Here is a 23,589-nt window from a genome sequence, read left to right as displayed (position 1 = left end):
ATAAATGACAAACTCCACCAAAAGACCTATTTAGCAAACAAATGTACGTAAAAAACTGGACACTCTATCAAGAGAGTTGTCCAGTTTAGTGTTATTTCACTTCACTTTGATTTTGAATAATTTGATTAACGATTCCATAGTCAATCGCTTCGTTAGCCGAAAGCCAGAAATTGCGATCTGTATCTTCGACAACTTTTTCAAAATCTTGTCCAGTTGCTTCGCTAATTAAACGGTTAATTCTTTCACGCATCCGTACAATTTCGCGAGCTTCAATTTCGATTTCACTACTTTGACCTTGAACGCCACCGAGTGGTTGATGAATCATATAACGAGTATTTGGTAAGCTGTACCGATTTTCTTTTTTCGCAGCCAAATAGATGGTAATTCCTGCACTCGCCACCCAGCCAGTTCCAATAACTCGAACTTCTGGTTTAATATACTGGATCATATCATGAATAGTATCGCCTGATTCTACGTGACCACCTTGACTATTGATAAAAATCGTAATCGGTTCGTCACCTAAAGCTGCCAAAAGTAAAAGCTGTTTTGAAACTTCTTTTGCTAAATCTTGATTGATTTCTCCGTAAAGGAAGATAGTACGCGTATCAATCAATTTTTCAGTCAAAATCTGACTCATATCTTTTGATTTGTTTTCTTCTGCCATTTCGACACATCCTCTCTTTGCTCATGTACTCATTTTAACTGTTTGGTCAACAAAGGTCAAAAGAAAACTCCTCCCTTTAAAGATGAGGAGTTCGCTTTGTCATCATTTTCCCGCCTTTAACTTCGGACATGCTTCCACCGACGGCTAAGAAAGCATCCGGATCAATCTCATCCAAGATTGATTTCAATTTAACTTCTTCAAACCGCGAAATAATCACGAAAATCACTTTATTCATTTCACCTGAATATCCACCTGTTGCTTCAATATAAGTGACGCTTTTTCCGAGTTGTTCCATAATTTCAAGACCAATTTCTTCGTGATAACGGCTAATAATAAATGCACTTTTAGATTCATCCATTCCCTGAATAACAATATCAATCACTTTGTATGCTAAAAAATAAGTAATCAGCGAATACATCGCACGGTCCCAGTTAAAAGCAAAACCAGCTACTGAAAAAATTAAGATGTTAATGACCATAATAATTTGTCCTGTTGAAAAAGGGGTTTTCCCGTTCACAATGATCGAAACAATCTCTGTTCCATCAAGTGCTCCACCATTGCGAATAACGAGGCCAACACCAAGCCCGAGCGTCACCCCCCCGAAAACTGTAGCGAGCAAAAGATCATCTGTAACGGGATGTGCTGAATGAAGAAGGAGCGTCACAGTCGACATGACGGCAATCCCGTATAATGTGAAAAGAGCAAAGACTTTGCCAATCTTTCGGTAACCAATAATAAAAAAAGGAATATTTAAAACAAAGGTAAGTACGCCAAGGGGTAGCGGCGTAAGTTGAGAAACAATAATCGAGATGCCGACGATTCCACCATCTAGAATCTGATTATTTACGAGGAAAAGTTCAAGACCGATTCCCATGAGGATGGCACCGATCGTAATCATCAAAAAACGGTATGTAAACCATTTCCATTTCCTACGGCGATAAAGCTTTACTTCCTGCGCCGCTTTTTCTTCTAGCAATAAGCTGTCTGACTTCATAGTTCGTCACTTCCTGTCACTTTACAATTTGCTCATTTATCAGAAAACATTTTGCGTTTTATTAATTTTTTTACTCTTTTTAAGTATAGCATAAGCGGTCTATCCTTGTCTTTTCTCGTTATCATATGCAAGAATTTTTTCTTGCAGCCTGCTACTTATCTATAGTATAGTTATAGTTGCGCAATGTGCGGAGATGATTCATATGCTGCACTTTTCACAAGCAAAAACACAAAACTAAAGGTGGTAAAAAAATATGAGTGACTATCAAGTGTTGTTATACTACAAATACACGACAATTGATGATCCAGAAACCTTTGCGAAAGAGCATCTTGCTTTTTGTAAAGAAATTGGACTAAAAGGACGTATTCTTGTTGCTGAAGAAGGAATCAATGGAACCGTTTCGGGAACGACTGAGGCAACTGAAAAGTATAAAAATGCAATGCATGCTGATCCAAGATTTTCGGATATGGTCTTCAAAATTGACGAAGCTGATAAACATGCTTTCAAAAAAATGTTTGTTCGTCCACGTAAGGAAATTGTGTCCCTTCATTTGGAACAAGACCTTAGCCCGCTTGAAGTGACCGGAAAGTATCTTGAACCTGAAGAATTTCGTGAAGCGTTGCAAGACCCGGATACAGTCATTTTAGATGCAAGAAACGATTATGAATATGACCTTGGCCATTTTCGTGGAGCTATTCGTCCCGATATCAAAGCTTTTCGTGAACTACCAAATTGGGTCGAAGAAAATCGAGATCAATTTGATGGCAAAAAAGTGGTTACCTACTGCACCGGCGGCATTCGTTGTGAAAAATTCTCCGGTTGGTTAAAAACAGCTGGTTTTGATGACGTTGCTCAGCTTCATGGTGGTATTGCTACTTATGGAAAAGATGAAAAAACAAAAGGTGAATTCTGGGATGGCATGATGTATGTTTTTGATGAACGCATTTCCGTTCCAATCAACCGTGTAGATCACACAATCGTCGGGAAAGATCATTTCGACGGGACGCCTTGTGAACGTTACATTAATTGTGCTAATCCGCATTGCAATAAACAAATTCTTGCCTCTGAAGAAAACGATGAAAAATACTTGCACAGCTGTTCTCATGAATGCCGTGTGCATCCAGATAATCTTTATGTCAAAAAACATAATTTAACAGAAGAGCAACTTGAAGCCCGCTTAAACGCCATTGGTGAAAGTCTAGAAACATCTTCTGCGAAATAAATAATGGAAGAGCGATCTCAAAAGTTGAGATCGCTCTTTTTAGGGTTAGCCAAATTTTGATAGTCAATTTGACGTGCTTCACAAAAATCCTTTAATTCGCCTGAAACGATTAATGGAACTTGCTTTATCTCACTTAAATTTTTGGAATCTAATAGAACAAATAAAGCCGCTAAACTTTCCTTTAATTGTTCAATTTCCGAAATAGCCGCTTCCTTTCCGTCTTTTTTCAGCCGGTACAAAATTTTGCCAGCCATTCCTGCGCTTCTTGCTCCTAAACGATAAGCTTTTACCATATCAAGTGCTGATTTGATTCCGCCAGAAGCCAAAAATTCCACATTCGTCAATTCCGCATTCTGCAAATCAAGTAAACTTTCAGCAGTCGTTAGTCCCCAATCTGTCAAGAAATCGAAAGCATGGTCCCGGCGCCGATCATTTTCAATTTGAGCGAAATTAGTGCCCCCTTTTCCGCCCAGATCCACCGTACGAATCCCTAACTCACCAAGCTTTGCAACGGTTTCTTTCCGCATGCCGAATCCAACTTCTTTCACAACAATTGGAATTTTGATTTCTTCCACATAGCGCTTCAAGCTTTCTATCCAGTGACCAAATTCACGGTCTCCTTCTTTCATCACCAGTTCTTGAGCCGGATTAATATGAATTTGTAATAAGTCCGCTTCAAGCATTTCGATTGCTCTTTTAGCTTGTTCCACGGGCACTTCTGGACTCACATTGGCAAATAATTGTCCCGACGGATTGACTTCCCGAGCGATGCGAAAAGTTGATTCAAGCGCTTGATTTTTTAGAGCGGCGGACTGCGAGCCAACAGCCATTGCTATTTCCGTTTCTCGAGCAATCTCCGCCAACTCTTGATTGATTTTCTTTGTGTGAGCACTTCCACCTGTCATGGCATTAATATAAAACGGCCACTTAAAACGAAGGCCCGCAAAGCTTGTCGTAAGATCTACTTCGCTAACGCCAATTCGAGGGAGCGAAGTCCCCAAGATTTTTAAATCGTTGAAGCTAGTCCCTTGTTTCTTGTAGCTATTGTATGCAAGTGTCACGTGCTCGTCTTTTCTACGTTCTCGCAAAAGATCTTCCTTGTTTTCCAAAGTTTTCCCATCCTTAATCTATAGGCTTTGTTTCAAAAGCTGCTACTTCGCTAAACCACGTATTGACTTCTTCAGATTTCGGCACATATACTTTCCCGTCTTCCATAAGAATCAGTCCATGAAAAGTTTGAATGTCATCCTCACAGTCTTCGCAGTACTCGATTTCTTCTTCGTTCCAAGCAGCGAATAGCACTTGTTTTTTTAGCGCATGGTGCGGGTAATTTTGAATCATTTCCTCCGCAACTATTTTATATTTCTTAAAAGCTTCTTCCTTTTCATTAAAACGGAAACGATCAAGAATCGTCTCTTCCCAGTCTTCAAAAAACCACCAAGGTTCATATTCGCCCTTCGTTTTAATGATTGTCCACTCTGTCAAAGCGACCATCTCCTAGTTTATTCACTATCCCGATTATAGCAAGCTCAAACAGGAATGTAAATTTTTGAAACTCAAACTAAAAAAAGCTACACTAGTGTTAAATGATAGAAGAAAGAAGGGGTTTGTTATGGCTACTGAAACAGCAATCATTCGTGTGACTGGCCTTGTTCAAGGTGTCGGTTTTCGCTACACAACTAAGCATTTAGCTTATAAGTTTGATGTAAGCGGCACTGTGAAAAACTTAGATGATGGTTCGGTTGAAATTGGCGCTCGTGCAAATAGCGATAATTTGGAAAAATTTATTGATGCTATTAAACAAGGGCCATCTCCTGCCGCACGCATAAATGAAGTATTTATTTACAAAGGTGCACCGGTCCCCGAACGAAAAACTTTTGATATTGTCTACTAAAATAAGCCTTGAATTCCCACTTTATTTGGCTTATAGTTAAGGAATGACATGTTCCACGGAAAGGAGCTGATCGTACCGTGGGGATAATGGCGCAAATGTTTTCAGAGCCTGAATTCATTTCCATTTCCGTCACTTTCCTGTTAACGCTTGCCATCTTTCGATTTTGGCCAGCGATTCACTTTTTAAAACCCGCGATGACGACTCACGTTCGAACGATTCAAATTTTTCATCTTCCAACTGGAAAAGTGAAAATAAATGCTTTGCAGCCACTTAGTTTCGTTGTAAATTGGATCGTTGTTGCCCTTAAAAAAACACAGCCTAGTGATGATGAAACTCATTGTTCTTCCCTTTCCAGCTATGCAAATTGAAATTTTAGGAGGAAATAAGAACAGTGAAAAAGAAACATATACTTTTAATTAGTCTGCTTCTCATTGGACTCGTAGTCCTTTCTGGATGCAGCATGGATCCATCGCAAAATCAAGATGGGTTCTTCTATAAATATTTAATTTGGCCGCTTACTTGGTTTATCCAATTTGTTGCATCCTTCTTTGGAAACAATTATGGAATTGCAATCATTATTACCACTTTAATCATTCGTGCAGCAATCATGCCTCTAAACTTGCGGACTGCAAAAGCACAAATGGAGATGCAATCGAAGATGGCGGTCGCAAAACCTGAAATTGATGATATCCAAGCTCGGTTGAAACGTGCCGCAACGAAAGAAGAACAAACGAAGATTCAACAAGAAATGATGGTCGTTTACCAAAAGTACAACATCAATCCGATGCAATTGGGTTGTTTACCGTTGCTCATTCAAATGCCTATTTTGATGGCCTTTTATTATGCTATTCGTGGATCTGATGCGATTGCTTCGCATACGTTCTTATGGTTTAACCTCGGGTCACCGGATACGATTCTTGCTGTGATTGCTGGTCTTGTATACTTGGGTCAATATTACGTTTCAATGATTGGTTACACGCCGGAACAGAAAAAACAAATGCGGATCATGGGATTACTTTCTCCTGCTATGATCCTATTCATTTCCTTCTCTGCTCCATCTGCCCTTGCACTTTACTGGGCTGTCGGTGGGATCTTCCTAGCTGGTCAAACGTTACTTACGAAAAAACTTTATATGAACAAACATCCAGAGATTAAAGAAATGGAAGCAAGCGAAAAGGAATTTGAAGAAACTGTGGAAAAACAAAAGAAATAATTTAAAAAGCACGAAGTGAGATCGCTCACTTCGTGCTTTTTTCTGCTAGTCTTTTTTCGTTTCTGTTTTTTTATTAGTAGGCTCTTTTTCGATGAGTGGGAGTGTAATTGTGATAGCTGTTCCGCTTCCTTCGACACTCTCAGCGCCAATCGTCCCTAAATAGCCTTCAACTAATTGTTTCGCAATCGCAAGTCCTAGGCCGTTTCCGCCACGCTCCCTGCTTCTTGCCTTATCTACTCGGTAAAAACGATTGAAGACTTTCTCAATTTCATCTTCAGAAATCCCAACCCCGTGGTCACGAATCACAATTTGCACTTGCTCTTTATTTTTTAACAACTGCATATTGACTTCTTTTGAGTCCCCAGAATATTTAACCGCGTTATCCATCACGATGATCAACAACTGCTCGAGGTGATTGTGTTGGATGAGTGCAAATAAATTCTTTTCGGGTTCTTCAAGCGTGAAACGAAAATCTTCATACATGATTTCAAAATTGCGTCGCACTTGCTCAACCGTATCATTAATGCTCGTAATTTGCAGCTCTTTCGTCTGTGAAACTTGCTCAGCTCTTGAAAGATCTAACATTTCTTGAACGAGCCGTTTCATTCGATCAAGTTCTGTAAGTGAAGCCTTAAGCGATTCATCGAGTACCTCGGGGTCATTTTTCCCCCAACGGTCAAGAAGTTTAAGATGTCCTTCCATAATTTGCACAGGCGTTCGAAGTTCATGGGAAGCGTCTTCCACAAATTGTTTTTGCTGCTCAAAACTGTTTTCAATCCGGGTCATCATATCGTTAAAAATCACCGTTAATTCTGTAATTTCATCCCGCGATTTTGAAGTCGTTTCAATCCGTTTTTGGAAACCATTATTGCGGACATCGTTCATCCCTTTAGCAAGTTTCGTTAACGGACGTAAGAAGTTTTGTGCAAGCAAATAACCAAGCATGCCACTAATGAAAAGCGCTACCGCACCAAGTAAAAACATCGTCAGTAAAAGGCGATCCATAATGCGGTTATAACTTGTTAGCGGATTGATAATTTGCACGTACCCAATTACCGTCGAATTATCTTCTACCGACGTAATCGGACCTTGTGAAATCAGCATTTTATCGCCGCTAATGGTTGGTTTACTCGTCACTTTATCACTAATATCCGTATGAAAATACTTTGTAAAATCATTATTAGCTGTCTTTTGGCTAGAGGTAAGGAAATACTTGTCGAGTTGATTTCCCTTGTCATCATAAATAGCGATGACTTGGTCTTGAATTTTGCGACTAATACTTGGGCTTTTATCAAAGACTTCTTTTAGCAAATCAGCATTGTCCAAGTTGCCCGATTTGAGGACTTGATTAGAAGTAGTTTCCGCTAGAAGTGAATTTACTTTCTCCTCTTCTTCATTTAAGAGCATCTGACCAATCCCTTGATAAATCGCATACGAAAATAAAAAGAAAGTCAAAAAAATCGCAGCAGATGCTCCAAAAGTCCATTTGAATTTTAAAGAACGACTCTTTAGTGAAAAATTGCTAACGCCTGTCATGTACGCATCACATATCCAGTACCGCGAACGGTTTGAATATAACTTTCCTCATCATCATGATCAATTTTATTCCGCAAATATCGAACATAAACATCCACGACATTCGTTTCGACTTCTGTTTCATAGCCCCAAACCTTGTTTAATAGTACTTCACGTGTAAGCACAATATTGACATTTTCCATCAAAGTTAAAAGAAGCTCATATTCACGTTTTGTTAAATCGATCACTTCTTCCCCGCGTCTCACAATCCGACTTTCTTTTTCCACTACCAAATCACGGTATTCAAGAGTCGTTTGTTTCGCCGACTGTTCCGCTGTTTCAACGCGTCGTAAAAGGGAACGAAGTCGTGCGAGCAATTCTTCAATCGCAAAAGGTTTCACGATATAATCATCTGCTCCATGATCAAGACCCGAAACGCGGTCAATCACAGAATCACGTGCTGTAATCATAATAATCGGGGTTTGTTTCACTTGACGAATTCTGCGGCAAACTTCCATTCCATTTAAGTGCGGCAGCATCAAATCAAGCAAAATCGCATCCCATTCTTCATTAAGTGCAAGTTCCAGTCCAGCGCGACCATCATTTGCAACTATCGTTTCATAATTTTCATGTTGAAGCTCAAGTTCAATAAAGCGAGCTAAATTTTTTTCATCTTCAACTATCAGGATTTTGCTCATCCAAAAAACCTCTCTTTCGAGTCATGACTATACATCTATTACTATTGTAACGAACTTTAAAGATAAAACAACTCTTAACCGCTTGATCCAGCTATTTTTTAGTAAATTATTATTTAAATCGGTTATATTCTCATGTATTTTTCAGAAAACAAATCAAAAAAGCGACGCATTCTTTCAAGAAGAAAAAATGCGTCGCTTTTTATAAAGTCTTATTCATCTACTTCTGGCCATTCCGTATGGAACGTTCCAGGTTTGTCGACACGTTCGTACGTGTGCGCACCGAAGTAGTCTCGTTGCGCTTGAATCAAGTTTGCAGGAAGCACACTTGAGCGATAGCTATCATAGTAGCTAATAGCTGCTGAGAATGTTGGAACAGGAATTCCTGCTTTAACAGCTTCTGCAACTACTTCACGAAGTGCACCTTGATAATTGTCTGCGATGTCTTTGAAATAAGGATCAAGTAACAAATTGTCTAAGTTCTTATCTTTATTATACGCATCTGTAATTTTTTGCAAGAAGCGAGCACGGATGATACAACCCGCACGGAAAATCTTAGCAATTTCTCCGTATTGTAGATCCCAATTATATTCATCACTTGCTGCTTTCATTTGTGCAAAGCCTTGTGCGTAAGAAGCAATTTTACTGAAATATAGCGCCCGACGAACCGATTCGATAAACGCTTTTTTATCACCACTAAATTGATAACTTGAAGGTCCTGTCAGTACAGAACTTGCATGAACACGTTCTTCTTTTAACGCTGAAATATAGCGCGCAAAAACAGATTCAGTAATTAAAGAAAGTGGCACACCAAGATCTAACGCACTTTGACTCGTCCATTTCCCAGTTCCTTTTTGTCCTGCTTTATCCAAAATCACATCGACAATCGGTTTACCAGTCACATCATCACGAACCGTCAAGATGTTTTTAGTAATTTCGATTAAGTAGCTATCTAATTCGCCTTCATTCCATTCAGCGAACACTTCAGCAAGTTCATCATGACTTAAGCCAACGATATCTTTTAAAATCGTATAAGCTTCTGCAATTAGTTGCATGTCGCCATATTCGATTCCGTTATGCACCATTTTTACATAGTGCCCTGCCCCGTCTGGACCAATGTATGTTACACAGGGTTCTCCGTCAGCAACCGCAGCAATTTCACGCAAGATTGGTGCTACTAAATCATAAGCTTTACGCTGACCACCAGGCATGATAGAAGGACCTTTAAGCGCCCCTTCTTCTCCGCCGGAAACACCAGTTCCGATGAAATTGAAGCCTTCTTCGCTCAGCTCTTTGTTACGACGAATAGTATCTTTGAAAAAGGCATTTCCTCCATCAATTAAAATATCGCCTTCTGTAAGGAAAGGTTTCACAGCTTCGATCATCATATCAGTTGCTTCGCCAGCTTTAACCATGATGAGAACGCGGCGTGGAACTTCAAGTGATTCGACAAACTCCTCTAAGCTATATGTCGGAACCAATTTTTTATCGGGATGTTCTTCCATCACCGTTTTCGTTTTTTCAGACGAACGGTTAAAAATGGAAACAGTATGACCACGACTTTCAATGTTCAAAGCGAGGTTACGTCCCATAACACCCATTCCGATTACTCCAATTTCTTGTTTTGCCATTTGAAATATTCTTCCCTTCCTGCTTTTATTCCAGACAGAAAACCTGTCCTACTTTCTTTCAACCCTTTAACTATACCAAAATAGAACGTTGCGAGCAAATGAATCTTCTTCACTCACGCGTTTTCGGAAAGGCAGTCACGACTTCCATACCCCGACTTTGAGTTAAGATATCTAAAACAACTTGGGTTAAAACGAGGAGCGAGTCTTGGGTAATTTGTTCATTTTCCGAATGCGCCTTTTCATAACCGACAGAAAGGAGTAGCGTTTCAAATCCGCGGTCATTTAAGATATTCGCATCCGAACCACCGATAAATCGCACTTCTTTACTGTCTAGCGCTTGCTGTTTAAGCGCCCTTTTAGCGAGTATTACACTTGGATGAGCTTCTTTTATTTCAAAGCCCGGATAAATGATATGCACATCCGATCCGACTTTTACGCCGTATTTTTGTTCTGCCTGCGTGAAAGCAAGCTTCACATTTTCTACTTCAAGAAGCAGTTCTTCTAATAAAAAATAGCCAGATAAGTCCAGTTCCACTTGAACCGCCTCATCTCCCTCTTCGCTCCGTTCTCCTTCAAACCGAGTCATTTCGAGATTAAACTTAGGCGGAAGTCTGAGCTGTTTGATATGATGCAAAATGGCTCGTGCCACATTAATTCCCGAAACATCACTTGTTGAAAAGCGTTGCAATACGCGGAAATTCATCTTTGCTTGTGTATCAGAGATCCGCTGGTAAGATCCCACTTCACCAGGCGCATCAAGACAAAAGCCATATCTTGCTGAAAGGCGACTTAATTCAAGCATTTTCACACCTTGCAGACCACTTTCTTCCTTCGTTGTAAAAATAAACTCAATCGTCCCGTGTGGCATCCTCGTTTCCTTCAAGGTAGAAATAACTGCAAGAAGTGCTGCAACACCTGCTTTGTCATCCGCTCCAAGAAACCCAGCTGACGCTTTATAAGTCTTCTTTTCAAGAATCACTTCTGGTTTTGTTCCATTTGATGCCGTATCTAGATGGGCAACAAAAAAGAGCGCCGGATACTCTTCATTTGTCGCGGGAATCCGAGCAATTAGCCCGCCGGCACCATTATAGATCACAGAAACCGCTTGACGATCGAACTCTGCTTCAAGATACCGAATCAGTTCATCTTCTTCACCAGAAGGAGAATAAATACGTGTGATGGTTTCAAAATAGGAATGCACATCCGAAATTGCCATGGTAAGCCTTCTTTCTTCATTCAGTCTTCGCTAAAAGTTAGTTTCACCTTGAAGAACCGAACAAAAATTGTTAAAATCGTACTAAATAAAAAAGTTTTCCAGAGAGAGGAGCTCTATAAGTTCTATGTCAAATAAAAAAGTTGTCCGCTTTGTTGTCATCTTGATGCTGATTGCGATCGTGCTATCAAGTGTTTTAACTGGTGTGCTTATGGTTCTTTAAAAGTCGAATAACTTCGGCTTTTTTATTATAAAAAAAGAGTAGCACCCAATGAGCACTACCCAAAAACATCTAGGGAGTTTAGGGGTATAAATTCTAGATGTAAATTTCAGTACCCCCAAACTCAGCGTTTCAAACATTGTTAGTAAATTGGTGTATTGTCTTTCGAAATTTCTTCGACTTTTTTCTTGATCGCTTGTAAGAAGCGGCCAGCCATAAGACCATCCAAAATCCGGTGGTCAATCGATAAGCACAAGTTAACCATATCACGAATCGCAATCATCTCGTCAATCACAACTGGTCGTTTGACAATGGATTCAACTTGTAAGATTGCCGCTTGTGGATGATTGATAATCCCCATAGACTGAACAGAGCCGAATGAGCCTGTGCTATTCACAGTGAAAGTTCCACCTGACATGTCATCTTGCGTTAATTTATTGTTTCTTGCTTTCGCTGCAAGCTCGCTAATTTCACGCGCGATTCCTTTGATGGATTTTTCATCTGCATTTTTAATGACCGGCACATAAAGCAAATCATTGGCCGCAATGGCAATCGAGATATTCACGTCTTTATGCTCAATAATTTTATCGCCTGCCCAAGTGCTGTTTAACGTAGGGAATTCTTTCAGCGTTTGCGCAACTGCTTTGATAAAGAAAGCAAAATACGTTAAGCTAAACCCTTCCTCTTGCTTAAATTTATCTTTTAAGCTGTTTCTGTAGCGCACAAGGTTTGTTGCATCTGCTTCTGTCATCATCCAAGCGTGTGGAATTTCGTGTTTACTTTCCACCATGTGTTTCGCGATCGCTTTACGAACTCCACTAACTGGAATTTCACGGTCGCCGTTTGCTGCTTTCGGAAGTTCACTAGCGGCTTTTTCTTGCTTAGGCCTAGCAGTTGTTGCAACTGGTTCTGCGGGTTGACTCACTTGTTTTTGCGAGCTTGCCCCACCATTTTGAACGAACTGTAAAATATCTTTCCGTGTGATTCGACCGCCTTTTCCGCTTCCTGCAACTTCATTTAAATCCACACCGTGTTCAGCTGAAAGACGTAACACTGCGGGAGAAAGGCGAGCACCAGACGGCGCATTTGCTTTCGCTTGCTGAATATTTCCTCCACCACTTTGGGGAGCATCTTCAGGTTCAGGTTCTGCTTCCTTTTCAGGCGCTTTTTCTTCTACACTAGTTTCATCCACATCTTGCGCTTCATCTGTTTCAATCGTACAAATCACAGCTCCAACTTCAAGCGTTTCATCTTCCTTTGCAATCAGTTCTTTGATCGTTCCTGCATAAGAAGAAGGAACCTCCGCTGTAACTTTATCCGTTAAAACCTCTGCAATTGCATCATATTTTTCAACTTTTTGACCCGGTTCGACTAACCAAGAACTAATCGTTCCTTCCGTTACACTCTCACCGAGCTTTGGCATCGTGATTTCCTTAATTGCCACATTCGTTCACTCCTTCATTAGAATTCAGCTAGCTCACGCATTTTTTCCAGTACTTTATCCGGATTAATCATGAAAAATTTCTCCATCGTCGGTGAAAACGGCATCGCAGGAGAATCCGGGCCTGCTAAGCGCATAATAGGCGCATCGAGATCGAACAAGCAGTTTTCTGCAATAATCGCAGAAACTTCTCCGATGATGCTTCCTTGTAAGTTATCTTCTGTAACGAGGAGTACTTTCCCAGTTTTTTGAGCCGCTTCGATAATAGCTTCTTGATCGAGTGGGTAAATTGTCCGCAAATCAAGGATGTGCGCTTCGTAGCCATCGCTTGCAAGTCGTTCTGCCGCTTGTTGAGCAAACTCGACCGCAAGGCCATAAGTAATTACCGTGATATCGCTACCTTCACGTACCACATTAGCCTTTCCGATTGGTACCGTATAATCCGTTTCCGGGACTTCCCCTTTTAGCAACCGATAAGCTCTTTTATGTTCAAAAAATAAAACCGGATCGTTATCGCGAATTGCCGCTTTTAACAAGCCTTTCGCATCATACGGGTTCGATGGGATCACGATTTTAAGTCCAGGTTGCCCGAAAAAGACTTTTTCAACAGACTGTGAGTGATAAAGTGCGCCGTGAACGCCGCCGCCAAATGGAGCACGGATTACCATCGGAACACTCCAATCATTATTCGAACGGTAACGAATTCGAGCTGCTTCTGAAATGATTTGGTTGACAGCTGGCATGATAAAATCGGCAAACTGCATTTCTGCAACTGGACGATAGCCGTACATGGCTGCTCCGATTCCAACACCCGCGATAGCTGATTCAGCAAGTGGTGTATCAATCACTCGCTTTTCACCAAATTGATCGTACAATCCAGTAGTTGCTTTAAATACGCCACCTTTTTTTCCGACATCTTCTCCTAAAATGAACACTTTTTCATCGCGTTCCATTTCTTCACGAAGTGCCATCGTAATGGCATCAATATATGAAATGACTGGCATCCTTTATTCCTCCCCCGTATGTTCTTCATACACAAAGCGAAGTGCTGATTCTGGCTCCGAGTAAGGCGCATTTTCCGCATACTCAGTCGCTTCATTCACTTCTTTTGTGATTTCTTTTTCAAGTGTTTCCACATCCGCTTCCGTTAAAAAGCCTTCTTCAAGCAGCTCGTTTTTGAAAATCGTTAACGGATCATTTGCTTTGGCACTTTCCACTTCTTCACGAGTTCGGTAAGAGCGGTCATCATCATCTGAGGAGTGCGGCGTAAACCGGTAAGAAACCGTCTCAATTAGCGTTGGCCCTTCTCCCTTTCTTGCACGGTCCGCTGCTTCTTTAAAAGCAAGATAGACTTCCGACATGTTGTTCCCGTCTACGCGCACGCCAGGAATTCCGTAACCTAGCGCCCTGTCTGACAATTTTTCTGCAGCGTATTGTTTTTCGGCAGGGACACTAATCGCATATTTGTTATTGTGGATCACGTACACAACAGGCAATTTATGAACACTTGCAAAGTTAATTCCTTCATGGAAATCTCCTTGGTTAGAAGAACCTTCCCCCGTCGATGTATAAGCTACAATATCATCGCCTGCCATCTGAGCGGCTAGTCCAATTCCGGCAGCATGCGGGAACTGAGTTGTAACCGGTGAACTTTGTGTCACAATTCGATTTTTCTTTTGTCCAAAGTGAGAAGGCATTTGTCTACCACCCGAGTTTGGATCTTCAGCTTTCGCAAATGCGGAAAGCATGATATCTTGTGCCGTCATTCCAAAAGCAAGCACAACTGCCAAATCACGATAATAAGGTAGACAATAATCCTTATCCAAATCAAACGCGTAAGCTGCACCAATTTGCGCAATTTCTTGCCCTTGTCCAGAAATCGTGAACGGGATTTTCCCCGAACGATTTAAAAGCCAAATTCGTTCATCCAGTCTTCTTGCGAGTAAAGTCGTTCGAAACATTTCATATAATTTTTCTTTTGACAAACCCGTATCTTTTAAAGCCATTATCGTTCCTCCTATACTTTCCAAGTTCATTTTTTAGCCATGAATTTGATTGCCATCGACAGCAAGTGCTGCTTCACCAAATGCTTCCGAAAGCGTTGGGTGCGGGTGAATCGTTTCCCCGATTTCCCATGGTGTAGCGTTTAACACCTGAGCAAGTGCTGCTTCACTAATCATGTCAGTTACATGCGGGCCAATCATGGAAACGCCGAGTAAGTCATCCGTTTTTTTATCAGCAATCACTTTAATAAAGCCGTCGGATTCGCCAAATACAAGTGCCTTTCCGATTCCACGGAAGAAGAATTTTCCTTTTTTCACTTCATAGCCGCGTTCTTTTGCCGTTTCCTCACTAATCCCAACACTAGCAATTTCAGGGGAAGTGTAAATACAGCGCGGTACAAGGTCATAATCTAGCTCTTCAACCGCTTCTCCAGCAATATAGCTTGCTGCAATAATGCCTTCGTGCATCGCAACATGCGCTAGTTGCATAGTTGGAATGCAGTCTCCAATTGCAAAAATATGACTTTCTTTTGTTTGGAATCGTTCATTGACTTGAATGAAGCCACGTTCAACAACGATATCTGTATTTTCTAATCCGATATTTTCCACATTAGCAGCTCGACCTACTGAAACAAGCATCTTCTCAGCCGTAAAGCTTTGCGTCTCACCTTTCACAATAGCTTCAATCGTAACGGAACCATCTTGTTTAACAAGCGAATCCGGTTGAACCTCAGCACTTGTTACCATCTTGATTTTCTTTTTCTTAAAGAGACGTGTAAGCTCTTTTGAAATTTCTTGATCTTCAGTTGGAACAATTCGATCCGCATATTCAAGAACCGTTACATCTACGCCAAAGTCATGTAACATCGATGCCCATTCCATACCGATTACGCCGCCACCAACAATCAAAATCGACTTAGGCAATTCTTCCATTTGTAAGGCTCCGTCAGAAGAAAAGACATCTTTTTCGTCTAGCTCTAGTCCTTTTAAAGAACGTGGTCTTGAACCCGTTGCAATAATCAAGTTTTTAGGTATAATCATTTCGTTTTCAGAGCCATCATTAAATTCAATCGAAATCGTCCCCGCAGTTGGCGAAAAAATGGAAGGTCCAAGAATAGTTCCAGTTCCTTCATAAAGATCAATTTTTCCTTTTTTAAACAACTGATGAATCCCATTCGTTAACTGATCGACAATTTGATTTTTGCGTTCAATCGCTTTGAGGAAATTAACAGATGCATTTCCTTCGACTGCGACACCAAACTCTTCTGCTCTTTTTACCGTTTGAAAAACTTCAGCAGAGCGAAGTAACGCTTTACTTGGGATACAACCACGGTGTAAACAAGTACCGCCTAGACGGTCCTTCTCAACAACAGCTACACTAAGACCTTTTTTAGCTGCTTCAATTGCTGCTACATATCCTCCTGTTCCGCCACCTAAAACGACCACATCATATTCTTTTGCCATTCTTGTTCCTCCTTTTAATAGACTTTCGCTGTTTCTTCTTTCGCAAGAACCCGCTGAGTGCCTTCATTTAACGCGAGTAATTCATCTTCTCCTGGTGAGATGATCACCTTACCGATCCAAGAAACGAGTTCTGAGACTTGCTGCGTAAATCTCGTACTTTTCGCAAGCCCACCCGTTAAAATAATCGCATCCAGATCCCCTTTGAAATGGATAGAGACCGCTGCTATTTCTTTTGCAACTTGATAGGCCATGGCTTTAAAAATAAGTTCCGCTTCTTCATCCTGCGCTTCAATTCGCTCTTCAATCGCAAGCATGTTATTGGTTCCAAAATAAGAAACCATACCGCCTTCCCCAATCAATTGTTTTTCCAACTTTTCTTTCGTCATGCCTTCTTGAAAACACGATTCAAGAAAAGTAGATAAAGGAAGTGTGCCGGAGCGTTCTGGGCTAAAAGGTCCTTCACCACCAAGGGCATTATTCACATCAATCGCTTCTCCGTTCATGTGAGCTGCAACAGAAATGCCTCCGCCCAAGTGAGCGATGACAAAGCGACTCTCTTCATAAGTCGTCGAAAGCTCGCGTGCGACTTTACGAGCCGTTGCTTTATGGTTGAGCGCATGAAAAATGCTAATGCGTTCATAGTCTTTATGTCCAGAAATTCGGGATACTGGAATCAATTCATCTACGACAACAGGATCAACAATATAAGCTTTTTTACCAAGTGAATCGCTTAATTCTTTCGCTATTAATCCACCTAAATTACTAGCATGCTGACCCGAAATACCAATCTGTAAATCCTTCACCATTTGATCGCTTACTTCATAAGTACCTCCCTTTAACGGTCTAAGTAAACCACCTCGACCGACAACGGCATCTAACTCATTAAGATCAAAATCTCGCGCATTTAGCCTGTCAAGAATCTTACTTTTACGAAACTCCAATTGACTTAGGATACTTTCAAACTGTTTCAGTTTTTCATAGGAGTGACGCATTTCCTCTTCAAAGCGAAGTTCTTCTCCATCATAAACCGCAATCTTAGTCGAAGTAGAACCAGGATTGATAGCTAAAACTGTGTGGCTCATGTTATACCCCCTTCGTTTTTTAGGTGAGTCCTCAGAATCAATCGAATTTGTGAAATTTGATTGATGTTGTCAGTCTATTCAGCACTATTGTAACATGGGGATTTGGAAGAAAAAAAGGCTTTGCTTCAAAAATAAAGAAAACGCTTTATTCACATTTGTTTATCATATTCAGACCATTCTGCCAGTTAACAAAAACGAAAGCAATTTGTTTTCAGCGGAATCACTTCGTGAAGAAATCACTACGGGCGCTTTAGCACCAATAACAGAACTTGCAACATGAGCATTCCCAAAATAAACAAGCGCCTTATAAAGAGCATTTCCAGTTTCGATGTTGGGCACAACGATTAAGTCAGCATCTCCTGCTGCAGCATTTTCGATGCCTTTATGTAAAGCGGCTTCCTTCGAAATCGCGGCATCAAATGCAAGCGGCCCTGCCACTTCGAGTTCCGGATAAGTTTGGTTTACAAAGTCAACTAGTGACGCAGCATCAACGGTTGAAGGCATCTTTTCGGTCACTTGTTCAACCGCACTTAAAAAAACGACTTTAGGTTCAGAAACGCCAAATTTACGAACTGCATCAATTGCATTTAGTGTAATTTGTTTCTTTTCTTCTAGTGTTGGGGCAATATTCATCGCGCAGTCTGTGATAAAAAGTGGTTTCGAATAACTCGGCAGTTCAAACATGGCGATTTGAGATAACAATTTATCTGTTCGTAAACCCGTTTCTCTTTGAAGAACAGCACGAAGTACGGTTGCAGTCGGCACAAAGCCTTTTACAAGCACATCGGCTTCTCCAGCTCTAACTGCTTGAACAGCCAGTTTAGCTGCTTCTTCATCTGAACTAGCTGGAATAACTTTTACTTTTTGCTCGTCATAGATAAGCTCTCCAGGTCCAAATAAAAGGAATTCTCCTAAATCGTTTTGCAGAGCTAAGTCAACCGTTTGCTTAATTACAGGATCGCTTGCTCCTGCTACTGCATAAATTCGTTTTTTGGCGAAACTCGTTTTTAAAACCGACTCTTTTTCCAAAATCTTTCCCCCTTTGATTTTACACAAAAAGGGCTTGCTAGGAATTAGCATCTGTTTTTATGACCTGGTGTTAAAAACTACCTTTTCATTTTAAACAAAAACTCTTCCACATGCAAGCCGTTTTATTTTATTCACTGATTTTCTTGATAGCATTTGCTTGCTCAATCATTTCTTCCGCATGCTGCTTAGCAAGTTCAGTAATTTCTGTTCCCGCAATCATTCGACCAATTTCAAGCACTTTTTCTTTACCAGTGATTTTTTCTACGTGTGTGATAGTCCGATTGTTTTGAACTTGTTTCGTAATATAAAAATGGTGATCTGCCATGGCAGCTACTTGTGGCAAATGAGAAATACAAAGAACCTGTGATCCTACAGAAACTGCATAGATTTTTTCCGCAATCGCTTGTGCTACGCGTCCACTTACGCCAGTGTCCACTTCATCAAAAATAATCGATGTGATGCCTTGATGCCTTGAAAAAATCGTCTTAAGCGCTAGCATCATTCGAGAAAGTTCACCGCCCGATGCTACTTTGGACAGCGGTTTTGCCGGTTCACCTGGATTGGTTGAAATGTAAAATACCACTTCATCCTGTCCTGTTTCCTGAAACTCTCTAGACTTTGTAAAATGTACTTCAAAAACGGCCTTTTCCATATACAACTGATTGAGTTCTTGCTTAATTTGTTTTTCTAGTTTTCCAGCTGCTTTATGGCGAATTTTCGTTAAGGATTCCGCTTGTTCTTTTGTTTTTGCTTTCCATTGTTCCACTTTTTCTTCCAGTTTTCCAACGCTTTGTTCACTATTTTCAAGTTGATCAATTTCCGCTGTAATTTCTTCATAATATTGAATGATATCGTCTATCGTCTTCCCGTATTTTCGTTTTAACTGACTCAGTTCAGCCAATCGATTTTCAATTTCATTCAGTTCATCTGGCTGGAATTCTAACTGATCCAGTGCTTGACGAATTTCTGAAACAGCATCTTCCAGTTGATAATAACTAGAAGCAACGTTTTCTTCAAGCGTACGATAATCACTTGTAACTGAGCTTGCCGCTTCTAGTTCACGCATGGCTTCACCTGTAAAGGTCAATCCCCCTGGTTCTCCCGTTAAAGCATTGTAAGCAGCACTCAAACTTTCAGAAAGCTTTTCAAAGTTGACTAACCGATTTTTTTGCTCAGCTAGTCTTTCCTCCTCACCACTTTCCAGATTGGCTGCAGCAATCTCTTGCTCTTGGAATCGCAACATATCAAGGCGTTGTGCGAGTTCACGTTCGTTTTGTGTAAAATGGTGGAATTCCTTTTCAGCTTGTTTGTATTTCGCAAAGGTTATTTGATATGCCTGAACTGATTTTGCTAGCGTTTGACCAGCAAACCGGTCAAGTAAACTTAAGTGAAACTCATCTTGCATAAGTTCTTGATGCTCGTGTTGCGTATGAATATCTAATAATTTTGCGCCGACATCACGTAATAAACCCGTTGTAACCAGTTTCCCATTAACGCGACAGATGTTCTTACCAGATTTAAAAACCGTTCGTTCAAGCACTACCATGCCATCAGAAAAATCAATGCCACTTTCGGAAAGCAACGATTCAAGCGCTTGATTTTCATTGGAAAGCTGAAATAAGCCTTCAAGCGAAAGTTTATCTTCGCCATGGCGAATCAACTGGCTAGATCCTCTTCCGCCAACTAAAAGACCAAGCGCATCAATAATGATCGACTTTCCTGCACCTGTTTCCCCAGTTAAAACGGTCATCCCTTCCTCAAAAGAAAGGGAGAGGGACTCGATGATCGCAAAATTATGAATGGTTAACTCTTGTAACATCCCTTCCTCACCTTCCATTAAAGCATTTCAACTAATCGTTCTGCCACTCTCTTGGCTTCAGTATCCGAGCGACAAATAATTAGACACGTATCGTCTCCGCAAAGTGTACCAGCTTTTTCTGGCCAGTTTAAATTATCAAGCAGAGCACCGATCGCATTTCCGTTTCCCGGCATCACTTTTAAGATCAAGATAAATTGCACAGTATCTACGCTAATAAAGCAATCTACTAAAGCACGTTTAAGCTTTTGCTGCGGATTGAATTTGTTATCTGCAGGCAAACTGTATTTGTAAGTTCCATTTTGCGTTGGGACTTTGACCAAATGAAGTTCTTTAATATCACGCGAAATCGTAGCTTGTGTAACTTTTACTCCACGTTCTTGAAGTAAATCAACGAGTTCTTCTTGCGTGTCGATCTCATTCGAAGTAACGAGCTCACGAATAATAATATGACGATGCCCTTTATTCATAATTTTTTCACCTCACGAAATTTTTTCTAACTCCATCTTATCGAAAAAAACGCATAAAGTCACGAATTTAACGCTAATTAGTTTTTTAAAATGCAAAGATATTTTATTCATGTTGATACATGAAAATCAAAAATAGCTTCTAAAATTTATAGAATCCACTTACTTTCCCAAATTCCACTAAAAAATGGAGACACACTCAACGAGTGGTCTCCATTTTTTACTTCTTCTTATCAAGTTCAAGGTGAGCTTTTTGCACAACTTGTTCAACTGCATTCGAAACAAGCAAGCTTTCTCCCGGTTCATTTTCATTTCCCGTCCAAGTTAAATGAGCAATAAATTCAATATTTCCTTCTCCGCCCGTAATTGGCGAATAATCCAAACCGCGAATCGTATAGCCAATACCTTGAGCAAACGTTAAAATTTCATTCACAACTGCCTCATGAATTTTCGGATCACGAATAATTCCTTTTTTACCCACCTGTTCTTTTCCAGCTTCAAATTGTGGTTTAATTAATGTCATAACGTCTCCGCTTGGCACAAGAACAGTTCGAAGCACTGGCAAAATCAATTTCAAGGAAATAAAAGAAACATCAATCGTTGCAAATTCTGCAAGCCCTTCATTGAAATCTGCTGGTGTAACATGGCGGAAATTTGTCCGCTCCATCACGGTTACTCGGTCATCGCTCCGAAGTTTCCACGCGAGCTGATTGTAGCCAACATCTAGCGCGTAAGAATGTTTGGCTCCATTTTGAAGCGCGCAATCTGTAAAACCACCCGTTGACGCTCCAATATCAAGCATCAATTTATCTTTAACTTTAAAATCAAAAACCTTCAGTGCTTTTTCAAGTTTTAATCCACCACGGCTCACATAAGGAAGCGTTTCGCCTTTAATCCGTAGCTCGCTATCCACAGGGATCTTCTCCCCTGGCTTATCAACACGCGTATCTGTGCGATAAACAATGCCAGCCATGATCGCCCGCTTTGCTTTTTCTCGTGTTTCAAATAGCCCTTGTTCAACAAGCAGCACATCCGCACGTTCTTTTTTCACATTCATTTTCTTAGTTCGCCTCTAGCTTTCCGAAATACCCGAGCATTTCTTCCAATTTCCGTTCAATCGCTTCTCGCGAAATCCCGTTTTCTTTCAATAGCAAGTCAACAGAACCATGGCTGATAAATTCGTCTGGCAAGCCGATCCGGTGAATGAGCGCGTCTAAAGCACCTTGTTCCTCCGCAAACTCAAGCACACTGCTACCAAAACCTCCTGCAAGAACGGCCTCTTCAACCGTTAAAATGGCAAGCTTCCGTTCTAAGAAAGTTTGAAGTAGTTTTTCGTCCAGCGGTTTTATAAAGCGTGCGTTCACAACCCCTACGCCAAGACCTCGTTTATTTAATGTTTCTGCCGCTGAAAGCGCCATATCAATTGTGGTTCCAAACGTTAAAATAACAGCATTGACTGGTTCAATTAACGTTTCCCAACTACCAATCGGAAGAGTTGCCTTATCCTTCTCGATTACAACACCAGCTCCCGAACCACGCGGGTAACGCAAAGCAAAGGGACCAGAAAACGCATGCGCAGTTTGAATCAAGTGATACGCTTCATTTTCATCTTTTGGCATCGCAATCACCATATTGGGAATGCTGCGCAAGAATGCAATGTCAAAAACGCCTTGATGCGTTTCCCCGTCCCCGCCAACAAGCCCAGCTCGATCAATCCCAATCAAAACACTTAAATTTTGACGTGCGACATCATGAACGACTTGATCGTAGCCACGTTGTAAGAAAGTAGAATAAATTGCTAAAAATGGTTTAAGCCCGTCTGCGGCAATTCCAGCAGCAAGCGTCACAGCATGTTGTTCCGCGATTCCAACGTCAAAAAAGCGATCCGGAAATGTTTCTGCAAATTTTTCAAGCTTAGAACCAACCGGCATTGCTGGCGTAATCGCAACAATTCGCTCATCTTCTTTCGCAAGCTCTAAAATGGTGTCACTGATCACTTCGCTCCAAGGAGCAGCTGCAAGAACAGGTTTAATAAAATCACCTGTTTCAATTTTATAAGGGCCTGTTCCGTGCCAAGCTCCACTTTTATCTGTCTCAGCAGGCGCGTAACCTTTCCCCTTTTTCGTCACAACATGAATCAACGTAGGTCCTTTTACCTTCTTCGAAAACTCAAAGTTCGTGATCAAATCTTGATAATCATGACCATTCACAGGTCCAAGATAAGTAAAGCCCATTTCTTCGAAAAAAGTTCCTTGAACAAGTAAATATTTGATACTATCTTTAATTCGCTCCGCCGCATTAGCAATTCGGTCCCCAGCTTGCGGAATTCGTTTCATAGCCCGTTCCACATCTTTTTTGGCGCGCTTAAACTTGCCTGAAGTTCGCAATTTTCCAAGCATATTGTGCATCGCCCCAACATTTGGTGCAATCGACATATTATTATCATTTAAAATTACAATGACTTCTTTTCCCATGTCTCCAATATGGTTAAGCGCTTCAAGAGCCATTCCACCCGTTAAAGCACCGTCTCCGATAATTGGAAGGACATGATAATCTTCATGTTTAATATCACGTGCAATCGCCATCCCAGCCGCCGCTGAAAGCGAAGTCGAACTGTGCCCTGTTTCAAAGACATCATGTTCGGATTCTTTTCTTTTTGGAAATCCATCTAATCCGCCGTGCTGGCGAAGTGTATCAAAACGGTCTGCCCTACCTGTCAGTATTTTATGAACATATGACTGATGCCCAACGTCAAAAATAAATTTATCTCGCGGGCTTGAAAAAGAATGATGCAAAGCAATCGTTAGTTCAACGACTCCAAGATTCGGTCCGATATGACCACCTGTAACAGAAGTTGATTCTATTAAAAATTTACGTATTTCTGCCGAAAGTTCTTCCATCTCTGGAATCGTCATCTTCTTCAAAAAGGCAGGATCCTTAATTTTTAAAAGATCCAATCCAAACCACTCACTTTCGCTCCAAATTCATCATCGTAAGAAAAAATGCCCCAAAATAGGGCTTTCTCG

At 40.8% G+C, this 23,589-nt stretch carries 23 protein-coding genes; 5 read left to right on the top strand and 18 right to left on the bottom strand.

The window, feature by feature from the left end:
• Positions 1-91: 91 nt before the first annotated feature.
• Together HCK02_RS02440 and HCK02_RS02435 are read right to left on the bottom strand one after the other, a co-directional pair.
• Positions 92-664: an ATP-dependent Clp protease proteolytic subunit gene (locus tag HCK02_RS02440; RefSeq protein ID WP_167628559.1), complete on the bottom strand. Its 573-nt coding sequence runs from the start codon at positions 662-664 to the stop codon at positions 92-94.
• Between the two features lie 76 nt (positions 665-740).
• Positions 741-1,658 carry a YitT family protein gene (locus HCK02_RS02435; RefSeq protein WP_167628558.1) on the bottom strand — a complete coding sequence of 306 codons (918 nt, stop codon included), beginning with the start codon at positions 1,656-1,658 and terminating at the stop codon, positions 741-743.
• A gap of 253 nt (positions 1,659-1,911) precedes the next feature.
• Here HCK02_RS02435 and trhO point away from each other — a divergent pair, with 253 nt between their 5' ends.
• Positions 1,912-2,880, top strand: coding sequence for an oxygen-dependent tRNA uridine(34) hydroxylase TrhO (trhO, locus tag HCK02_RS02430; RefSeq protein ID WP_167628557.1), 969 nt, complete (start codon positions 1,912-1,914; stop codon positions 2,878-2,880).
• Between the two features lie 17 nt (positions 2,881-2,897).
• On the opposite strand, the gene fni is transcribed toward trhO, so the two are convergent.
• On the bottom strand, positions 2,898-3,989 hold the full coding sequence (gene fni, locus HCK02_RS02425; protein WP_167628556.1) for a type 2 isopentenyl-diphosphate Delta-isomerase: 1,092 nt from the start codon (positions 3,987-3,989) through the stop codon (positions 2,898-2,900).
• A 13-nt stretch (positions 3,990-4,002) separates the two neighbouring features.
• A complete protein-coding gene (locus HCK02_RS02420) occupies positions 4,003-4,365 on the bottom strand; it encodes a DUF1033 family protein (RefSeq protein ID WP_167628555.1) in 363 nt (120 codons plus the stop codon).
• A 127-nt stretch (positions 4,366-4,492) separates the two neighbouring features.
• Between HCK02_RS02420 and HCK02_RS02415 the strand changes: the two genes are divergently transcribed.
• From HCK02_RS02415 to yidC, 3 genes are all read left to right on the top strand, one after another.
• Positions 4,493-4,774: an acylphosphatase gene (locus tag HCK02_RS02415; RefSeq protein WP_167628554.1), complete on the top strand. Its 282-nt coding sequence runs from the start codon at positions 4,493-4,495 to the stop codon at positions 4,772-4,774.
• An 86-nt stretch (positions 4,775-4,860) separates the two neighbouring features.
• Positions 4,861-5,142 (top strand): hypothetical protein, encoded by a 282-nt coding sequence (locus tag HCK02_RS02410; RefSeq protein ID WP_246215513.1) that lies wholly within the window; start codon positions 4,861-4,863, stop codon positions 5,140-5,142.
• Between the two features lie 23 nt (positions 5,143-5,165).
• A complete protein-coding gene (gene yidC, locus HCK02_RS02405; protein ID WP_167628552.1) occupies positions 5,166-5,987 on the top strand; it encodes a membrane protein insertase YidC in 822 nt (273 codons plus the stop codon).
• A 45-nt stretch (positions 5,988-6,032) separates the two neighbouring features.
• On the opposite strand, the gene HCK02_RS02400 is transcribed toward yidC, so the two are convergent.
• The 4 genes from HCK02_RS02400 to HCK02_RS02385 form a co-directional block, all read right to left on the bottom strand.
• Positions 6,033-7,523: a HAMP domain-containing sensor histidine kinase gene (locus tag HCK02_RS02400; RefSeq protein ID WP_167628551.1), complete on the bottom strand. Its 1,491-nt coding sequence runs from the start codon at positions 7,521-7,523 to the stop codon at positions 6,033-6,035.
• Positions 7,520-8,200, bottom strand: coding sequence for a response regulator transcription factor (locus HCK02_RS02395; RefSeq protein WP_167628550.1), 681 nt, complete (start codon positions 8,198-8,200; stop codon positions 7,520-7,522). The genes HCK02_RS02400 and HCK02_RS02395 overlap by 4 nt, the downstream gene beginning before the upstream one ends.
• Before the next feature lie 209 nt (positions 8,201-8,409).
• Positions 8,410-9,828, bottom strand: coding sequence for an NADP-dependent phosphogluconate dehydrogenase (gene gndA / locus HCK02_RS02390; RefSeq protein ID WP_167628549.1), 1,419 nt, complete (start codon positions 9,826-9,828; stop codon positions 8,410-8,412).
• A 109-nt stretch (positions 9,829-9,937) separates the two neighbouring features.
• Positions 9,938-11,044 (bottom strand): M20/M25/M40 family metallo-hydrolase, encoded by a 1,107-nt coding sequence (locus HCK02_RS02385; protein ID WP_167628548.1) that lies wholly within the window; start codon positions 11,042-11,044, stop codon positions 9,938-9,940.
• Positions 11,045-11,168: 124 nt separating this feature from the next.
• On the opposite strand from HCK02_RS02385, the gene prli42 reads away from it, so the two are divergent.
• Complete coding sequence (gene prli42, locus HCK02_RS02380) at positions 11,169-11,264, top strand: stressosome-associated protein Prli42 (protein WP_115752573.1); 96 nt, start codon at positions 11,169-11,171, stop codon at positions 11,262-11,264.
• 139 nt (positions 11,265-11,403) lie between these two features.
• Here prli42 and HCK02_RS02375 read toward each other — a convergent pair whose 3' ends face one another.
• The 10 genes from HCK02_RS02375 to dxs form a co-directional block, all read right to left on the bottom strand.
• Entirely contained in the window at positions 11,404-12,705 is a 1,302-nt protein-coding gene (locus tag HCK02_RS02375) for a dihydrolipoamide acetyltransferase family protein (RefSeq protein WP_167628547.1), read from the bottom strand.
• A 17-nt stretch (positions 12,706-12,722) separates the two neighbouring features.
• Positions 12,723-13,706, bottom strand: coding sequence for an alpha-ketoacid dehydrogenase subunit beta (locus HCK02_RS02370; RefSeq protein ID WP_167628546.1), 984 nt, complete (start codon positions 13,704-13,706; stop codon positions 12,723-12,725).
• A 3-nt stretch (positions 13,707-13,709) separates the two neighbouring features.
• Positions 13,710-14,708: a thiamine pyrophosphate-dependent dehydrogenase E1 component subunit alpha gene (locus HCK02_RS02365; protein ID WP_167628545.1), complete on the bottom strand. Its 999-nt coding sequence runs from the start codon at positions 14,706-14,708 to the stop codon at positions 13,710-13,712.
• 33 nt (positions 14,709-14,741) lie between these two features.
• Positions 14,742-16,169 (bottom strand): dihydrolipoyl dehydrogenase, encoded by a 1,428-nt coding sequence (gene lpdA / locus HCK02_RS02360; protein ID WP_167628544.1) that lies wholly within the window; start codon positions 16,167-16,169, stop codon positions 14,742-14,744.
• Positions 16,170-16,183: 14 nt separating this feature from the next.
• Positions 16,184-17,251, bottom strand: coding sequence for a butyrate kinase (buk, locus tag HCK02_RS02355; protein WP_167628543.1), 1,068 nt, complete (start codon positions 17,249-17,251; stop codon positions 16,184-16,186).
• 168 nt (positions 17,252-17,419) lie between these two features.
• On the bottom strand, positions 17,420-18,283 hold the full coding sequence (locus HCK02_RS02350) for a phosphate acyltransferase (protein ID WP_425482844.1): 864 nt from the start codon (positions 18,281-18,283) through the stop codon (positions 17,420-17,422).
• 124 nt (positions 18,284-18,407) lie between these two features.
• Entirely contained in the window at positions 18,408-20,099 is a 1,692-nt protein-coding gene (gene recN / locus HCK02_RS02345; RefSeq protein WP_167628541.1) for a DNA repair protein RecN, read from the bottom strand.
• A gap of 17 nt (positions 20,100-20,116) precedes the next feature.
• Positions 20,117-20,566 (bottom strand): transcriptional regulator AhrC/ArgR, encoded by a 450-nt coding sequence (gene ahrC / locus HCK02_RS02340; protein WP_167628540.1) that lies wholly within the window; start codon positions 20,564-20,566, stop codon positions 20,117-20,119.
• A gap of 217 nt (positions 20,567-20,783) precedes the next feature.
• Positions 20,784-21,620 carry a TlyA family RNA methyltransferase gene (locus HCK02_RS02335; RefSeq protein ID WP_167628539.1) on the bottom strand — a complete coding sequence of 279 codons (837 nt, stop codon included), beginning with the start codon at positions 21,618-21,620 and terminating at the stop codon, positions 20,784-20,786.
• Between the two features lie 4 nt (positions 21,621-21,624).
• Positions 21,625-23,520, bottom strand: a complete 1,896-nt coding sequence (dxs, locus tag HCK02_RS02330) for a 1-deoxy-D-xylulose-5-phosphate synthase (protein WP_167628538.1) — start codon at positions 23,518-23,520, stop codon at positions 21,625-21,627.
• Positions 23,521-23,589 lie beyond the last annotated feature (69 nt).

The organism is Listeria valentina, assembly GCF_011800755.1.
Classification (GTDB): Bacteria; Bacillota; Bacilli; order Lactobacillales; family Listeriaceae; genus Listeria; species Listeria valentina.
Note: the sequence above shows the minus strand (reverse complement) of the source record. Positions and strands in the feature narration are given on the sequence as shown.

Excerpts from the sequence above, each read along its gene's own strand:
- HCK02_RS02440 (WP_167628559.1), bottom strand. The coding sequence starts at position 664 with ATGGCAGAAGAAAACAAATCAAAAGATATGAGTCAGATTTTGACTGAA.
- HCK02_RS02435 (WP_167628558.1), bottom strand. The coding sequence starts at position 1,658 with ATGAAGTCAGACAGCTTATTGCTAGAAGAAAAAGCGGCGCAGGAAGTA.
- trhO (WP_167628557.1), top strand. The coding sequence starts at position 1,912 with ATGAGTGACTATCAAGTGTTGTTATACTACAAATACACGACAATTGAT.
- HCK02_RS02415 (WP_167628554.1), top strand. The coding sequence starts at position 4,493 with ATGGCTACTGAAACAGCAATCATTCGTGTGACTGGCCTTGTTCAAGGT.
- HCK02_RS02410 (WP_246215513.1), top strand. The coding sequence starts at position 4,861 with ATGGCGCAAATGTTTTCAGAGCCTGAATTCATTTCCATTTCCGTCACT.
- HCK02_RS02400 (WP_167628551.1), bottom strand. The coding sequence starts at position 7,523 with ATGACAGGCGTTAGCAATTTTTCACTAAAGAGTCGTTCTTTAAAATTC.
- HCK02_RS02395 (WP_167628550.1), bottom strand. The coding sequence starts at position 8,200 with ATGAGCAAAATCCTGATAGTTGAAGATGAAAAAAATTTAGCTCGCTTT.
- gndA (WP_167628549.1), bottom strand. The coding sequence starts at position 9,828 with ATGGCAAAACAAGAAATTGGAGTAATCGGAATGGGTGTTATGGGACGT.
- HCK02_RS02385 (WP_167628548.1), bottom strand. The coding sequence starts at position 11,044 with ATGGCAATTTCGGATGTGCATTCCTATTTTGAAACCATCACACGTATT.
- prli42 (WP_115752573.1), top strand. The coding sequence starts at position 11,169 with ATGTCAAATAAAAAAGTTGTCCGCTTTGTTGTCATCTTGATGCTGATT.
- HCK02_RS02370 (WP_167628546.1), bottom strand. The coding sequence starts at position 13,706 with ATGCCAGTCATTTCATATATTGATGCCATTACGATGGCACTTCGTGAA.
- HCK02_RS02365 (WP_167628545.1), bottom strand. The coding sequence starts at position 14,708 with ATGGCTTTAAAAGATACGGGTTTGTCAAAAGAAAAATTATATGAAATG.
- lpdA (WP_167628544.1), bottom strand. The coding sequence starts at position 16,169 with ATGGCAAAAGAATATGATGTGGTCGTTTTAGGTGGCGGAACAGGAGGA.
- buk (WP_167628543.1), bottom strand. The coding sequence starts at position 17,251 with ATGAGCCACACAGTTTTAGCTATCAATCCTGGTTCTACTTCGACTAAG.
- recN (WP_167628541.1), bottom strand. The coding sequence starts at position 20,099 with ATGTTACAAGAGTTAACCATTCATAATTTTGCGATCATCGAGTCCCTC.
- ahrC (WP_167628540.1), bottom strand. The coding sequence starts at position 20,566 with ATGAATAAAGGGCATCGTCATATTATTATTCGTGAGCTCGTTACTTCG.
- HCK02_RS02335 (WP_167628539.1), bottom strand. The coding sequence starts at position 21,620 with ATGAATGTGAAAAAAGAACGTGCGGATGTGCTGCTTGTTGAACAAGGG.